General features: G+C 32.8%; 18 protein-coding genes. 14 read left to right on the top strand and 4 right to left on the bottom strand.

Going from position 1 to position 15,692, the window contains the following annotated elements; all coding sequences use genetic code 11:
• Nucleotides 1-100: 100 nt before the first annotated feature.
• From Z054_RS0107145 to Z054_RS28020, 7 genes are all read left to right on the top strand, one after another.
• On the top strand, nucleotides 101-280 hold the full coding sequence (locus tag Z054_RS0107145; protein ID WP_024769396.1) for a hypothetical protein: 180 nt from the start codon (nucleotides 101-103) through the stop codon (nucleotides 278-280).
• A gap of 420 nt (nucleotides 281-700) precedes the next feature.
• On the top strand, nucleotides 701-1,018 hold the full coding sequence (locus Z054_RS0107140) for a hypothetical protein (RefSeq protein WP_024769395.1): 318 nt from the start codon (nucleotides 701-703) through the stop codon (nucleotides 1,016-1,018).
• Nucleotide 1,019: 1 nt separating this feature from the next.
• Nucleotides 1,020-2,093, top strand: a complete 1,074-nt coding sequence (locus tag Z054_RS0107135) for a putative phage abortive infection protein (RefSeq protein ID WP_024769394.1) — start codon at nucleotides 1,020-1,022, stop codon at nucleotides 2,091-2,093.
• A gap of 366 nt (nucleotides 2,094-2,459) precedes the next feature.
• The gene (locus tag Z054_RS0107130) at nucleotides 2,460-2,834 is read left to right on the top strand and encodes a hypothetical protein (RefSeq protein WP_024769393.1); all 375 of its coding nucleotides are present in this window, start codon (nucleotides 2,460-2,462) and stop codon (nucleotides 2,832-2,834) included.
• A 46-nt stretch (nucleotides 2,835-2,880) separates the two neighbouring features.
• Nucleotides 2,881-3,717 carry a GIY-YIG nuclease family protein gene (locus Z054_RS0107125; protein ID WP_024769392.1) on the top strand — a complete coding sequence of 279 codons (837 nt, stop codon included), beginning with the start codon at nucleotides 2,881-2,883 and terminating at the stop codon, nucleotides 3,715-3,717.
• Between the two features lie 92 nt (nucleotides 3,718-3,809).
• Nucleotides 3,810-4,037: a DUF6671 family protein gene (locus Z054_RS0107120; protein ID WP_024769391.1), complete on the top strand. Its 228-nt coding sequence runs from the start codon at nucleotides 3,810-3,812 to the stop codon at nucleotides 4,035-4,037.
• Between the two features lie 312 nt (nucleotides 4,038-4,349).
• On the top strand, nucleotides 4,350-4,736 hold the full coding sequence (locus Z054_RS28020; RefSeq protein ID WP_241461396.1) for a GIY-YIG nuclease family protein: 387 nt from the start codon (nucleotides 4,350-4,352) through the stop codon (nucleotides 4,734-4,736).
• A 19-nt stretch (nucleotides 4,737-4,755) separates the two neighbouring features.
• Here Z054_RS28020 and Z054_RS0107110 read toward each other — a convergent pair whose 3' ends face one another.
• Complete coding sequence (locus Z054_RS0107110; RefSeq protein ID WP_084050161.1) at nucleotides 4,756-5,601, bottom strand: CPBP family intramembrane glutamic endopeptidase; 846 nt, start codon at nucleotides 5,599-5,601, stop codon at nucleotides 4,756-4,758.
• Between the two features lie 238 nt (nucleotides 5,602-5,839).
• On the opposite strand from Z054_RS0107110, the gene Z054_RS0107105 reads away from it, so the two are divergent.
• Entirely contained in the window at nucleotides 5,840-6,163 is a 324-nt protein-coding gene (locus Z054_RS0107105; protein WP_024769388.1) for a hypothetical protein, read from the top strand.
• A gap of 84 nt (nucleotides 6,164-6,247) precedes the next feature.
• Here the strand turns inward: Z054_RS0107105 and Z054_RS0107100 are convergent, their stop codons facing one another.
• Complete coding sequence (locus Z054_RS0107100) at nucleotides 6,248-6,658, bottom strand: DUF3592 domain-containing protein (RefSeq protein WP_024769387.1); 411 nt, start codon at nucleotides 6,656-6,658, stop codon at nucleotides 6,248-6,250.
• 199 nt (nucleotides 6,659-6,857) lie between these two features.
• Nucleotides 6,858-7,562, bottom strand: a complete 705-nt coding sequence (locus Z054_RS0107095) for a CPBP family intramembrane glutamic endopeptidase (RefSeq protein WP_024769386.1) — start codon at nucleotides 7,560-7,562, stop codon at nucleotides 6,858-6,860.
• Nucleotides 7,563-7,878: 316 nt separating this feature from the next.
• Here Z054_RS0107095 and Z054_RS0107090 point away from each other — a divergent pair, with 316 nt between their 5' ends.
• From Z054_RS0107090 to Z054_RS0107080, 3 genes are all read left to right on the top strand, one after another.
• Nucleotides 7,879-8,703: a LytTR family DNA-binding domain-containing protein gene (locus Z054_RS0107090; protein ID WP_024769385.1), complete on the top strand. Its 825-nt coding sequence runs from the start codon at nucleotides 7,879-7,881 to the stop codon at nucleotides 8,701-8,703.
• Nucleotides 8,704-8,828: 125 nt separating this feature from the next.
• A complete protein-coding gene (locus Z054_RS0107085; protein WP_024769384.1) occupies nucleotides 8,829-9,701 on the top strand; it encodes an alpha/beta hydrolase in 873 nt (290 codons plus the stop codon).
• Between the two features lie 105 nt (nucleotides 9,702-9,806).
• Nucleotides 9,807-11,072, top strand: coding sequence for an NADase-type glycan-binding domain-containing protein (locus Z054_RS0107080; protein ID WP_024769383.1), 1,266 nt, complete (start codon nucleotides 9,807-9,809; stop codon nucleotides 11,070-11,072).
• Nucleotides 11,073-11,351: 279 nt separating this feature from the next.
• On the opposite strand, the gene Z054_RS29975 is transcribed toward Z054_RS0107080, so the two are convergent.
• Nucleotides 11,352-12,725 (bottom strand): glycoside hydrolase family 113, encoded by a 1,374-nt coding sequence (locus Z054_RS29975; RefSeq protein ID WP_024769382.1) that lies wholly within the window; start codon nucleotides 12,723-12,725, stop codon nucleotides 11,352-11,354.
• Nucleotides 12,726-12,977: 252 nt separating this feature from the next.
• Between Z054_RS29975 and Z054_RS0107070 the strand changes: the two genes are divergently transcribed.
• The 3 genes from Z054_RS0107070 (at nucleotide 12,978) to Z054_RS0107060 (ending at nucleotide 15,561) form a co-directional block, all read left to right on the top strand.
• The gene (locus tag Z054_RS0107070; protein ID WP_174412246.1) at nucleotides 12,978-13,202 is read left to right on the top strand and encodes a (4Fe-4S)-binding protein; all 225 of its coding nucleotides are present in this window, start codon (nucleotides 12,978-12,980) and stop codon (nucleotides 13,200-13,202) included.
• 436 nt (nucleotides 13,203-13,638) lie between these two features.
• The gene (locus Z054_RS0107065) at nucleotides 13,639-14,205 is read left to right on the top strand and encodes a hypothetical protein (RefSeq protein WP_024769380.1); all 567 of its coding nucleotides are present in this window, start codon (nucleotides 13,639-13,641) and stop codon (nucleotides 14,203-14,205) included.
• Nucleotides 14,206-14,412: 207 nt separating this feature from the next.
• Nucleotides 14,413-15,561 (top strand): helix-turn-helix domain-containing protein, encoded by a 1,149-nt coding sequence (locus Z054_RS0107060; RefSeq protein WP_051473693.1) that lies wholly within the window; start codon nucleotides 14,413-14,415, stop codon nucleotides 15,559-15,561.
• Nucleotides 15,562-15,692: the final 131 nt, after the last annotated feature.

Here is a 15,692-nt window from a genome sequence, read left to right as displayed (position 1 = left end):
ACAATTTTATTGTCAAAAAATGACATGGATCATTATTCGGCAAGTTGATGTATTGTATTTTTATCAAAAACCAGGAATATAAACAAAAACAATATCGATTATGGAATTTATGGAAATCAAAGATAACCAGGGAACTATTCATTATATCAATCCTAGTCATATTTCGGCTATTTGCGAAACAGGAGATCAGTGCAAAATTAATTTGATGGGACAGGATTATATGATCACTCAGGATACCTTAAAAGAGGTCAAGCTTCATCTTACTTCTTTTAAGCATTAGTAAGCCAACCAAATCCTGAGCTGTCACACTGAGCCTGTCGAAGTGGATCTATGGGTGAGCCCTTCGACAAGCTCAGGACAGGCCTGTCATAACGCCAGTATGGGTAACGTATTCATAATGAGGGTGTCAGTGCCGTTTGATTGAGTAAACGTATCTTATAGAAAACTAAACGTTAACTTTTGATGAGTAACCGTTATTTTGGACTTAAAAATAGATAGGAAGTAGAACGACAGCTTGTCAGCTACAGGATTTATAGTACTCTTTTTAGATTGAAATAGAGGTAAATATTTGATAATTAATCAATTATTGTTTTTAATTAACATATAATTATCATCAAATATGTTAAAATATTAGATAATCGGTACTGTAGTTGACTTAGTACATATTCAAATAATTGTTGAATTTAAAAACAAAAAACGTATGAGTAATGTATTAAACAACCGGTTATCGGTTACCGTAGATCCACAAGTGATCATAGACGTAAAAAGTAAGATTGAAGAAATCAGTACTTTATTACCATTTTTAACAGGGCTTACTGCTACTGAGCGTAAGACACTACCTAAAATTAACAGAAGTAACAAGCTCTTTGTAGAAGATACACTGGATAGTATGCGACAGAACGAAGAGATTGTACCTGGTTATATTAACCTGGACGAAGTAGAAAAGGATTATAAGCTGTATAATGAGCTAAAGGTATTAGCACTAGGTAGGTTAATAAAAAGAAAGTTAATATATTAGAATGAAAGACAATACTCTTAAAATCTGGATATGGGTACTCGGTACACTAAGTTTTCTGTTAATTTTATTTTCGTTTTTTGCTCCTTGGTCTCTTTTACAGCCTAATATACTGCCAAAGACTGATTTCTCACAGGGAGGAGAATTAGGGAAAACTATTGGAGGTTTAATGGCTCCTTTCATTGCTATAGGTGCTGCATTTTTAACTTTTATTGCTTTTTTAGTTCAATATCAAGCTAATCAAAGGATTCAAAAACAGTTTAACATACAGCAAGTAAGTAATCATTTTTTTGAAATGCTGAGACTTCATAAAGAGAATGTCAATGAAATGATGATTGTCGGGTACGATTATAAAGTAGAGAAAACAAAAGTAATTACAAGAGATGTACCTTTTGAAAGAATTACGGAAAAAAGAAAAGTATTCGTTACTATGAATACTGAACTTATTTCTACTTATGAAATATGTAAATTTTACTTAGAAAGATTTGATATTACTAATGAAAATTTAATTGCTAAAATAGCTTATAGAATATTTTATTTTGGTATCAAATCAGAAGTTACTTATGATAAAAACTTAATAGAAAATGATAAGTATGAACTTCTTAAAAAAGAGATTATAAAAATTCGAGAAAAACATAAAGAAACAAATAGTAAACATAATCAGTTTCAAGTAAATAATAGAAAAGTTGATGTGTATATAAAATATAAACCATTTTCAGGGCACGAAAATAGATTAGGTCATTATTATAGGCATTTATATAGTACTGTAAGATATATAGTTTCAAAAGAAAAAGATGGAGTAATAGATAATGATCAGACTATGGCATATCTAAAACTTTTAAGAGCGCAGATGTCTAATGATGAACAGTTAGCGCTATATTATAATTACCGAATTGGGTTTGGAGCTAATTGGGATTTATTGGGAAGCAGAGGAAACAAATTTTTAACAGATTACAAAATGCTACATAACCTACCACTTGAAAGAGTTGAAATTACAGAAAAAGCAGAGGATCATTTCAAAGAGTATATCAAAAAAAGCGGAAGCTCATTGTTCGAATGGTTAGATGAGAGAATATAAGTAACAAAGCTATAGACAAATGATAAATTTATTAGTATGCTAGAAGATATAAAAAGAATTTTATGGCATGAATTTGGACATTTCTGTGTGAATCTTCTTTTTTTTTAAAAACATAATCAATTTAATATTGAACATATTCAATTGTCCCATCAAAACAGAATAGAAGAGGAGCTTTCCAACTGGAGTGGTGAGGTGAAATTGTCCAATAACTTAAATACGGAAAACGTATTAAAAGATAATTCCATTTTTGTTTATAAAATAATAAGCCTCGTTAGTGGTTGTATTTTTGAAACATTATATTTTCAAAACTTTGTTAATGAAACTTCGAAAACATTTGATCAATGTTTTTGCAGGAAAAATAGGTGTATGGGTCAGGGAGATTGGTATAATTTTAATCATCTTATTTCGGATTTTAAGAATAATTTATTTGGTGAGAAAACAAATAGGGAATTTTTAGATTTTCTTTATTCTGGTTTTAGAATAGAATATGAAAAAGAAGTAAATGCTTTAAAAGATTTTATAAAAGAATTAAATAAAATTGTAGAGAGTCAATCTGAAATTGTTCTAAATGATTATGACAGTAATCGAGAAACTACACACTATTCTTTTATAATTGCTAGTAATGACCTAGATGTTTTGAGTGAAGAGGTATACAAAATTATGGAAGAAAATGATTTTGTTGATGTATTGGATAATGCTACGCAAAGAGTAATGAACAAAATAGTGAAGCAGTATTTATAATACTCAAAAAGATATTACTAGGGATGTTAGATTAATCTAAAAATATATGACTAATAACCGACCACAAACCATACAAATCTTTTTACCTGATGGTTCTCCCACTAGTATAAAAGAAGCAGAGATTACAAACCGATTGATGAAAGCGGTATTATTTCCTCGTAATAAATTAAAGGAAGTAGCAAAAAGAGAATTAGTACATTTTACTGGAGTATACTTTTTGTTTGGCACCTCGGAGGAAGAGGCAAAACCAATTGTATATATTGGCGAAGGCGAAGATTGTTATACTAGAATACAAGAACATAATCGAAGTAAAGATTTTTGGACGCATTGTGTGATCATTGCAACTAAAACAGATGAGTACACAAAAACAGATGCTAAGTTCTTAGAACATTATTGCATTCATCAAGCTGAAACAATTGGGAGATATGTATTATATAATAATACAGGTTCTAAAAAACCTTCTTTACCAGAAACTAGGGAATATGATTTATTAGATAATTACGATACTTTAAAAGTGCTATTGGCAACTCTGGGCTATCCATTGTTTGAAGAAAAAAGAAAATCAAAAGAGTTGTTTTATTGCAAAGGGAAAGATGCCAAAGCAAAAGGAGAATTGACAGATGATGGGTTTGTAGTGTATCAGGGAGGTGTTTGTACATTAAAAGAGTCTCCAAAAGCACCGGAATGGATTATTAGATTGCGTAAAAAATTAATTGATCAAGAAGTACTCAAACAAGAGGAAGGAGTATGGGTATTTCAAAAAGACGAAATTTTTAATTCACCGAGTGCAGCTGCAGTTGCAGTACTGGGTAGACCGGCGAATGGTTGGACAACCTGGAAGGATAGAAATGGTAAAACCCTTGATGAGTTGAAAAGGAGATAAGATTAACCTGATTCGAATTATAGATTGTTTGTAAATGATGTTCACTATATAATATGGAAGAAAATTGGGGTAACTTTTTGATATGCATAATTATGTTATCTATCATAATTTATGCTTTGGTGCAAGAATATAGATCTAATAGATGCCCAAAATGTAAAACAGACTATTTTAATATAGCGAAGACAAAAGAAGACTATTTGGGTGAAGATTTTGCTAACCCTGAAAAACGTATTTTTCGCAATTATTATAGCTGTGGGAAATGTAATCACGAATGGACAAAAGATATTTACCGTTCTAAAAGTGGTGAAAACTATTATTAACAAAAACTGTTAAAAAACAACCCAATACCATATAAAATAGGCCAAACCCCACTTACCCAAGTGGGGGTGGGTACTTATATAAGTGGGTAGGTTGAGGGTATACATGCACCTTAGGGTACTTATGGTAGTGGGTATAGCTGCCTGTGATCTTGGTTAGGGGTACTTCAATTAGAGGGGTGGGGTACTAAAAAGAGAGGCACAACGGTGTTCCAACAGAGGAACCACCGAGTAAAAACATAGGAGAGGGTACTTATATAAGTGGAGATACCCACTTGTATAAGTACCCTCTATATAATTCTCCAGTTCCAAAAAATGAAACTCATATGCTGTAGTATTGTAAAAACAAAGCTTAATATGAATGGGTATATGTACATTTTAGAGTGCAGTGATGGGAGTTATTACACTGGTAGTACCAAAGATATAGATAGGAGATTGGAGCAACACCAAAATGGAGAAGGAGCGAACCATACCAAAAAGAGATTACCGGTAAAGCTGCTGTATTATGAACACTATAATCGTATTGATACTGCTTTCTACAGAGAAAAACAGGTGCAAGGTTGGTCCAGAGTAAAAAAAGAAGCACTAATGAGTGGAGATTTGGAGGAGTTACCAGGATTGTCAATGGCATATCGTGATAAAGATTGGGCTTCGAGAGCCTCAGCCCTCGATTCGAATAAAACAACGACTTCCGAACCCTGAGGTTCTCGAAGGGTGAGTACTACAATTTCGAACCCTGAGGTACTCGAAGGGTGAGATACCTGAGTATGATCATAAACACATAAATCAATCCGGTAAACATAAGGTTAAAAACTACGATATCAATTCCTTTTGTTGTTGTTGGTTGGAAAATCATAGTACTTGCCGTTAGAGACATATGCATAAGAATTATGATCCATAAACTTTGGGTGTGATCATATACCCAGACCATCAAAATTCTAAATGCAGGTAAATGCGTAACCAGCTTTATGATCAGTAAGATTATTAATGGAGCATCACCATCGGGATCTTTGTCCATAAAAAGAGGTAAATGCCATATTCCCCATATAACACCAACAATTAATCCTGTAGTGAGTATATTGAAACGCGCCCTCAATTTTGGTACAGCAAACCCTGTCCAACCGATCTCTTCAAAAAAACCGGCTACGATGCCGCCTAGAATTCCCCCAAGAATTAAAAAGAGAAGATCATCGGTAGAAAGAAGGATAGGAGAAAATTTAGAAGAAAAAACAGAGAGTATTAAATAGGTAAGTCCAAAAAGTAGAGGAGCAGAAAAAAGAGCTATCACATACCATCGAGTTTTCACTTTCCATTTACCCATTCGAGTTTTTAGTTGTTGAAAACTGTTTTTACCATCTTCAAAATAGTTAACTAACAAACCTGCTATAAAGGGTCCTGCACACATAGCCAAAAATAGTAATGGAATTTGACTATCCGGTACTTCTTTCTTTCCGGTAAATCCGTCAATACCCATAATAAAAATAAGACCTGTCCATGAAATCAAAAAAGTAAGTAGAAAGTATATAAATAAAAGGTGTTTTGTACGAATACCTGAGCTGTTTTTCATGCTATACAGTAGTTTTATGCTGAGTCTTTTAGATTACCCATTTATCGAAGTACTTATGTTACTAAAATAATGAATCTTTTATTATGATTTCAACTTTTAGTAGTGTATTTGTGTCATATAATTTTCTTAGGTTTGATTAATATTGTAAAGCTGTTTAGGATGATTATGTTTATCACTATACTGGTCATATAGCCTTTGATCTGTGTGTAGCGTATTAAATAATAAGAATATATAAAAGATGAGTTTAATAGGAACTGCTGTATACTCTAAAACCTCTTTTGGTATTGAAGCTATTTGGTGTCATACTAACGATGATGTGGTGACGTCTGGTACCGGTAAAGGAAATAAAAAGAAGGATCTCAATTCAATAAAACAATTTGAAGGCGATTATGAGATCACTTATTTTGATGATAATGCAGTATCATTGGGGACGTATCAACTAACGATACGGTACGATCAAAACTGCTATCACTTAAAATGGATAGAGGATATGAAGGTGGTTTATTTTGGAATAGGAGTGGAACTAGATAATAAATTACATTTTGGTTATCGTGATACATAACAGAAGAACCTTATACATCTAGAATATCACTTCGAACCCTGAGCTGTCACACTGGGCTTGTTGAAGTGGTGCTGAAGTGAGAGTTTACCCTCTGGCATATAACAAATACCCTCCACCAATGATCAATAGAGGAGAAGCAATTGCAAGTAATATGATTGTCCATCGATATAATCCCCAAAATGAAACTATTTTTCGATCTTCATTGTTGGTGTCATATACTATATTAACGATATCACCTATGTCATAAGGTGCAGGACTTGAACTTATTTCACTTTTGAATGTAATTAGGTTATTACTTCTATCGGTATATTCAAAAACAGGTTTGTAGGTATACCCATCATCTCCACTAATTTGAATTAAATCAATAACTTTTGCTTTTGTTTTGACCCCTGTAGCAATTAATTCTTTCGAATTGTAATATTGTTTTATTGCAAAATAGACTAACACAATAGCGGTTATCAGCATTCCTGTGTATAGATATTCGATCATTTTCATTTTTTAATAAAGATTAGATACTATGTTAAGCACAAACTCTGTTTACAATGTAGTTATTTTTTGCAAACCACATTTAGCTGGTTTTATTTCCTTTTCTGATGAAGGCAATGTTAATGCCAAGTCGATGGACTCAGCCCTCGAAAGGAAACGAAAATAATGATCACTGGGCGTAGTCGAAGGGTGAGATTTCTAAATTGTTCTACACGCGATCCAACATAGACATTGTATTCAGTACGCAATGTGCAATAATTAATGGCCATAAATTTCTCCCGGATACCACATACGCTATACCCATGACCAGACCAATAAGGCCGGTGGTTATAGATCTTTCTGAAAGATCATACGAATGCCTGAAACCAAAAATTACTGCTTGAAGAAGTACTGCAAACACTGTGGCAAAAGAAGATTTTGAAAATAAGCGTTCAAACCAATTCATCAAGAAACCTCTATCTAATAATTCTTCTAACATTGATTCAACCCAAATAAAAAAAATAATAGAAAAGAATAGGGAGTAATTTCCTTTTAAATTTCCAAACTTAGAACCTCCCGCAGAAGTATCCTGAGCTACAGAAAATGGTAAAAAGTCTTTTATGATCTGAAATATAACTATTGTGAGTACTACCGTAATAAGAATTAGTACCGATATGCCTAATGTTTTGGGAAAACTCTTCGGTTTTCGTAAACCTAATTCTTTCCAGGTTACACCTCTAACTCTCATTCTCCAGGTTGCTACTCCTAAACAGGTGAACGACCAAAAAAGACCATTTGCTATAAATCCTACTTCTGGAACATACAATTCTCTAATCAAAAATAGTATAGCTATGTAGATGGCCAGATCTAATAGAATACCTTTATGATTATGGGTGGTGAGAGTTTTAGTGTCAGAATCTGCTGCTTTAATCATATGTATAGTGCTTTATTTTTCTTATCAGACGCCATTTCTAATTATTGTGTTACAAAATCAATGCTATTATTTCCGCTAGTACAGATGCCGACGTATTCTCAAAAGATAAATGGAAGAATAACAGAACAGTGCGTTATTTTTGTATTTGTGAACTAGTTTATTTTTTGATAGATTGGCAATATATAAGAGAAGTTCATGCTATGAATAGTGATCAGTGTATTTTGCCTTGTTTCAATTCATATATTTGACATTGTCTTCTATAAAACGAACACTAATGAAAAACCACCATATTAATCCCAAATAGGGTTTTATTTTTATGATATTGAACAATCCTTTTCCATTTAGTACTTCTTATAAAACTCATATTTTAATAGGAGCCATTTTAGGCACATTATTAGGATTTATTTTGATTGTTTTAGAACCTTTTAATATCAATAACTTTAATCATATTTATAAAGAAGTATTGTTTATGGGGTTTGGATTTATAAAATTCACCAACTATGTATTGGCACATTTTGTAGAAAATTATTTTTATAATAATAAGAACACCTGGACTTGGTGGAACGAAATTATTTTTCTTATACTATCTTCTGTATCCGCAGCTGTTTTTGGATATTTCTATTTAGATATTGTCTTTGAGAGACAACCATTATCTTTACTAAGGTTACTTCTTTTTTTTATCTACATCGTTTTACCCATTTTGCCCTTAATTATTTTTCCAAAATTAGTGTTACGCTATGTGTTTACTAAAAACTCAAGAGGAAATTCTCTTTCTCAAGAGATTGTTTCTAAAAACGAAAGAATGCCTTTAGAAAAAATAACATTACACGGTAATAATGCTAAAGACGAATTGACTATATATAGAAAGCAGCTATTATATGTAAAATCGATTGACAATTATGTAATGGTTTTTTACAAGGATGAACAAATTAAAAGTGTAATGTTACGTAGTAAATTATCTGACATTGTAGTTCAAGCCCCTTTCCTAATTCAGGCGCATCGATCATATTTAGTTAATTCAGAATATTCATTTAAAATAATTGGGAACTCTCAGAAGGCTAGTCTTATTTCAAATGATTTTGAAGAAGTAATTCCAATAGCAAGATCCAATTACAAAACGATGAGAAGCCTATTCAATTAGTCCCATAACCTTATTCCATTCATCCCTAAACTCTGCGATTAATAACTAAAATAGTCAATTAGTAACTTACTTTTTTTCCTCCAAAACATATCGCTTTAGTTTGTGTCATCAAAATATATAATGACATGAAAAAAATTATTAAAATAGCGAGTTGGACTTTACTAACAATAACAGTATTAGCTGTTGGTTTTGGAATTTATATGTATCAGACAGATGATATGATCCGAGGAATGATTCATGAAGATGAATCAAAATTATATTATTACCCTTCAAAGGAAATTGCTTCTTTAGAGAAATTTAGGTACTCTGAGTATGAATTAATTGTTGAAGATTCTATAAAGATTTATACCTATCATTTCAAACCTTTAACAGCACCTAAAGGGAATGTATTTTATATTCATGGAGCTGGTGAAAATGCTACCATATGGTCTAGTCTAATCAAACCATTAGTAGATTATGGTTTTTCTGTTTATGCTGCTGATTGGAGAGGGTATGGTAAATCAAACGGAACACCGAATTATAAAGGTATTTTAAAAGATACAGAAGCTGCATTTAAAGACTTTATTCATAAAACACAAAAAGATAGTTTAAAAACGATAGTCTACGGAATGTCTTTAGGAGGGCAATTAGCCATTAAAATCACAAAAGATAACCAAGATAAAGTGGATGCCTTGATTCTTGACGGAAGTTTTGAATCTGCCCAAAGAATAGCAATTGATTATGCTCCTTTTGAATTCATCAAAAATAAACATAGAAAACACCCTGAAAAATTTAATCAAGATTATGTAGGAGTACGCGATATAGTAGATATACGTCATATTCCAAAACTAATTATTCATAGTATTAATGATGAAGGTGTTCCTATAAGTCATGGAAAAAACCTATTTAAAAATGCAAAAGAACCTAAAACATTTTGGGAAACTAATACTCCACACATCATGACGCTTAGGGATTATCCTGAAGAAGCTATTGCACGAATTAATGTCTTGATACAATGATATAGTGTATTTGATTAATTTTATTTTATCACGGTAAACAGGGGAAGTAGTGGATGTAATAAGTGATATATTTGCAGTGAATACCAATGATATACCATACATTTTATGAAAAACATACTTACCTGTATCATACTACTCATCACTTTTTTTTCTAGTGCCCAGGAAATAAAGGTACTCACGCCAACACGTATAGAAATACTGGATCTAAACACTACAGATGAAAAGGAATTTAACAGAAACAGAAAAGCTTGTGAAGCCATTTGGGAACGCATGTCAAAAGGGCTTAAAAAAGAAGACCTTACCCAAGAGGAGAAAGCAGAATTAGATAAGATGGTAGATGAAACAATGACGAATTATTGGGATATCGAAGGCCAGGGGTGTAGTTGGTATTGTGGTGGAGGATCATACAAAGAAACTGCATCATCACATCTGGCGGATCAGGGAAGCATAAATTATCGCGCAGAAAATGCAATGGATCTTAATTACAAAAACGTATGGGTAGAAGGAGTACCAGGATATGGAGTAGGAGAATATCTTGAATATAGTTTTTACCAGGGAAGGCCGCGCATCACAGAAATTATCGTTGTAAATGGACATGTGAAAAGTGAAACTGCCTGGCGAAACAACAGCCGAGTGAAAAAACTTAAAGTGTATATTAAGAATAAACCATATGCCATCCTAAATCTTACGGATCAACGTGCTGCACAACATTTTAAAGTAGCTCCAATTGGCAAATTAGATAAGAACATAGACTATGTCACTTCAAAAAGTTTACCACCCTGGACCATGAAATTCGAGATTATGGAGGTATATCCGGGAGATAAATATGAGGATACTGTACTTTCTGAAATCTATTTTGATGGGATAGACGTACACTGTTTTGCTAAAGGGACGTTGATCACTATGGCAGATCACACCCAGAAACCTATAGAAGATGTAAGTGTAGGAGAACAGATACTTTCTTATCATCAAGCTACAGATAGCTATATTGCTGCGACCATTCAAGAGCTGGCAAGCCCAATTCATGATGCTCTAGTTGCCATTTCATTATCCGATGGTTCTACGATTACCTGTACTCGTGATCATCCGCTCTTATCTTTTTCTGGAGATTGGTTGTCCTATATCCCAGAGAAAACGCAGATAGCATATGAGTTTGATGATGTTAAACAACTTAAGATAGGGAGTGTATTACAAACTAATTCTGGTGCCGTGAACATTTTAAATATCAAAGAAATTAATACTACACAACAAACGTATACTATCGCAAAGCTGGTTAAAACCAATACTTTTATAGCTAATAATATTGTAGTTGGTACCGAAGAGTTACGTATCCCAAGAACATGTGATAGACACAAAATAATAACAGAGTGAATTGACCTTATAACCTGAGTTCGATGTAAGAAAATCACGTCAATTCGAGTGATCTGATACTTCGACATAGCTTAGTATAGACTGGAAAATTGTATCGAGAATAGTGATTTTCTATCTAAAAAAGCTATTCTCGATACAGTTTTTCTCCATGTCACCTCGAGCGTAGTCGAGAGGTCATTCTGAAAAACCACTCGAATTGACGCTTTTTATAACATTTTAGTTTAGGTCGAACTCAGGTTATACTAGTATCCTGAAGCCCTCGTTTTTTAATCGTAGTTACTAGTTTTTAGATCTATTTATGGGAAGGGCATACCATTTTGCAATGGTATTTTGTGCCGGTTTATAACGTGGTGAAAAATCCAGGCTTGTAGATGCACTATTGATAGAGGTTCTGGTATTCCATTGCCAGATGTACATACCCGAAAACCATTCTTTATTCCACAATGACTCAAATAAAGCCTGATACGCAAGTTGTTGGGTACGATCAGATTTTTTCTGATATAGGATACCAAAAAGAGATCGCCACTCCCAGGGTTGTATTGCGGCAGAAGCTTCACTTTTATAGCCCACCTCTGTAAATAGTATTGGCCTTTGGTGGGTTTGAGATAAGGTTTCTAATTTTGAAATATGAGTATCCCAGCCCTTTTTTATGGTAACCAGATTGGGGTTAGATTTTTTGGTAAGCGGAAAATAAGCCTGTATACCTATATAATCTAATTCTTTCCAAAAATCGACATGATCAAATTCTCCATCCCAATTAGCAGCATACGTAAGCTTGCCATGATATATAGTTTTGATTTCCTGTACAAGGGCCTTCCAGCGATCTGGCTGATGTTTTAGTGATGACCGTAGCTCTGTGCCTATGCAGAATAATTCAACTCCTGTTTTTTGTGCCATCTGGGCATAATGAATCATATTACTGCGGTAAGAATCAAACCATATATCCCAATCGGTGGCTGATGGTAAAGCAATATCAGAACGCCAACCTTCGCCCATCCATAAATGTGGTTTTAGTTGTACATGAACTCCTTTTGCTTGTAATTGTACAATACTGTTGATAAAAACGGAATCTCTCCTGGACCATTGCCCAATAGCCTTTGGAGTATTCATTTTTATTGTATGTTGATCTTTCTGGTATAAAAAAGGAATAACAGCTACCCATTCTACATTATTCTTTATCAGTGTAGCAATAGACTTTTTATTATTAGACCCCCAACCAAATACACTCATTCCACGATGTTTTCCATCGGTTTTATACAGATCATTTGTAGTATCACTAGTGTTTTCAACAGAATAATCCCACTGATAGGAAAATTCTTCTGTACTGTTAGTGTAGATAATGGCTTTATAGATACCAAACAAAATAAAAAAAGGAATGGCTACTCTAAATACAACTTGTTTCCCCATAATGATAAACCCCTTGCGACGGTATGTTCTTATAAAATATCGAATGAGTAAAAAAAGGGTATATAAAATCGCAAATAAGACATGAACACTAATTAAGAATGTAGTATTAGGAAGTACTTCTACTAAGCTTTCAACTGATTTTTTAAAACTAATATCTGCACGTAATGATAATGAAAGGAAAAATAATATGATCAATATCCAGGTACCCACATATATCTTAACAGCAGTAAAGAATTCCTTTTTCATTCCTAAATATATCTAAAAACTGATAACTATTAGAAGACTAATATCCAAAAACGTTACAACATGATCTATAACCGATTTAAGAAAACGAGACATAGAAGAACCTAATATAATAGTGAATACCAATAAATTATCGAATATGATTCGGGCTAATTAAGAAAACAATTCGTTTTTGTATAGTATTTAAAAGGAAGCTATATCTTTAAAAGATTGTTATAAATATAGTATTATATCCACACTTTAAATCATCATATTATGGCAAACGAAATTAGAAAAGAATACACCAATGGAGAAATTACAGTGGTTTGGAAACCAGGAAAATGTATTCATGCAGGTAACTGTGTAAAAACTTTACCAGAGGTATACAAACCTAAAGAAAAACCATGGATCAGACCAGAGATGGCTACTTCTGAAGCTTTAAAGAATCAGATCGAAAAATGCCCTTCTGGAGCGTTGGCATTTTATGAAAATGCAAAGTAGTTTGACCTGGACTATGCAGGTATGCTCAACAAAAAAGCATCTTGTTACAGAACAAGATGCTTTTTTAGAATTAGGCTAATTCAAATATGAGTCCCTGCAACAGAACTTCTCTTTACTTTTCGTTTGATGAGCTTGTCAAAGACGTATTGACTATCATGTTCACTTCGCTATTTATAATACAAATCCTTGGGTCAAAATTAGTACACTAACAGTGCTCTTGAAAGAGTTTAATACCTAATACACATAAGTTAAATCTCCCCTTTTTTTAAATGGAAATTTCACACCTGGATAACAATGTAATTTTATCAGGAATGAAGAGAAATTCTTATCAAAAGAATATAAGAGTAAAAAAATGGTTTGTGAAAAGATGTTAAGAACTTGTTTTTACTTTCTGAAAAAAATGTGATTTCTTTGCTACCGGGAAAAAAACAAACATTTGGAGCATCAGGAAAAGGAACACGTTAAGGTATTCACTCGTTATAACTTTTTTAATAAAACATATTGTGTATTCAGAGGAGCTTCGCTACGCGAAATCTCAAGAAGAAAACCAAATTATAGAAGTGAGTCGGGGAGTACCTATTATTATACAAAACATGGAGTGTATAGAATGTCTAACCATTGGGGTAGGGCTGCAAAGTGCCAGTGGAGACTAGTATCCGATTTTCCTCCAGAAATTGATGATCTGCGATTAGGGTTTGCAGATTGGGGGGATTTTAGAGAAAACCTGGATCCTGATGTAGATGCATACTATATTTCGGTAGACTTTGAAGAAAAAAAGGTGAGTTATATGCATAAGGATAACCCTAATTATGATCAGATTGCCGTATTACGCTCTGCAGATGCAACCAGAAAACTCATCAAACAAATTAAAAACCTCCTCGATACCTACAAGTGGGCCAAATATTATGATTATGATGATCTGGATGAATTTCGTGAAGAAGTGATAACCAGGCTGATCAATAGCAATATAACTTTAAATGAATTAAGACGTGAGCTGGTGTAGTTTATAATTCTTATTATAGCAAACTACAGTTTTAAATATTTGCTATATATTTACTTTACCTGTTGTGCATTTTGATATTTTTGAATACCAAATTCGTCAATTCGAGTGCTTCGACCATAGGAAGAAGTGTATCGAGAATAGGATTTGAGGTCAAAAAAGCTATTCTCGATAGTCCTGCTGAGCTTGGTCGAAGTAGAATTTTTCTTTATGTCATCTCGAGCGCAGTCGAGAGGTCACTATGAAAAACCACTCGAATTGATGCTTTTTTATAGTATTGATTTTAAAATACACAATGGTTTTACTTTTTATACTTTCATGGATTTAGAACGTCAATTATTATTTCTTTTTAGTGCATTAGGCGCAGTAAATGGTTTTTTATTAAGCTTTTATTTCGCTTTTTTTTCTAGGAAAAAAAGATTATCTAATTATTTCCTGTCGGCACTTTTGTTTGTGTTAAGTGCACGAATACTAAAATCTGTTTTCTTTTATTTTAATCCAGAATTATCTGAAATATTTATACAAATAGGACTTTCTGCTTGTGTTTTAATTGGCCCTTTTTTATACCTATATACCAAAAGTTTAATAGTAGAATCTAAACGTAATAGCTGGTGGTTATTTCATGTTATTCCAGTGTTGACTTTGGTCATTTTATTAAGTGTTATATACCCCTATTGGGAATATAAAAAATTATGGTCCGGAAACTTTGTCAAAATTATTTATTTGCAATGGCTTTTGTATATCGTATTTACAGCGATTCAATTAAAGCCGGTTTTTAGCACATTGTTTTCCAAAGAACATAAAATAAAACAAATAGAAATTTGGGTTTTAAGTGTATTTGGTGGAGTATCCATTATCTGGATGGGTTATAATATTGGATCTTACACATCGTATATTGTAGGTGCACTTTCGTTTTCGTTTGTGTTTTTCCTTTTCATCTTATTTTGGGTATTGAAAAGAAATAAAACGTCTTTGTTTTTTGAAGAAACTATTAAATACGCTGATAAAAAGATTGATCTTGATGAAGCAAGTGAATTTCAAATCAAATTAGATGATATAATTAAAGAAAAGGAGCTATTTAAAAATCCAGATCTAAAACTTGCAGATGTTTCTAAACAACTACATGTTTTACCACACTATTTATCTCAATTTCTAAATGACAATCTAGGCAAAAGCTTCCCTTTATTTATTAATGAATATCGAATCCAAGAAGCTAAACAACTTTTGATTAATGAAGACAATTACACTACAGAAGCTGTTGGTTATGAGTGTGGATTTAATTCGAAATCAACATTTTACACTACCTTTAAAAAGATAGTGGGTAAAACTCCTGCAGCTTATAAAAAAGAAGTAGCATAATCCGTTGTGCATTTGATATTTTTTAATTCAAGATTCGTCAATTCGAGTGCTTCGACCAAGAGAAGAAGTGTATCGAGAATAGAATTTTGAATTAAAAAAGCTATTCTCAATACAATTTTTCTTCATTCTAT

The sequence above is a fragment of the Aquimarina macrocephali JAMB N27 genome, assembly GCF_000520995.1.
Lineage (GTDB): Bacteria > Bacteroidota > Bacteroidia > Flavobacteriales > Flavobacteriaceae > Aquimarina > Aquimarina macrocephali.
This window is presented reverse-complemented; position numbering and strand designations above follow the sequence as displayed.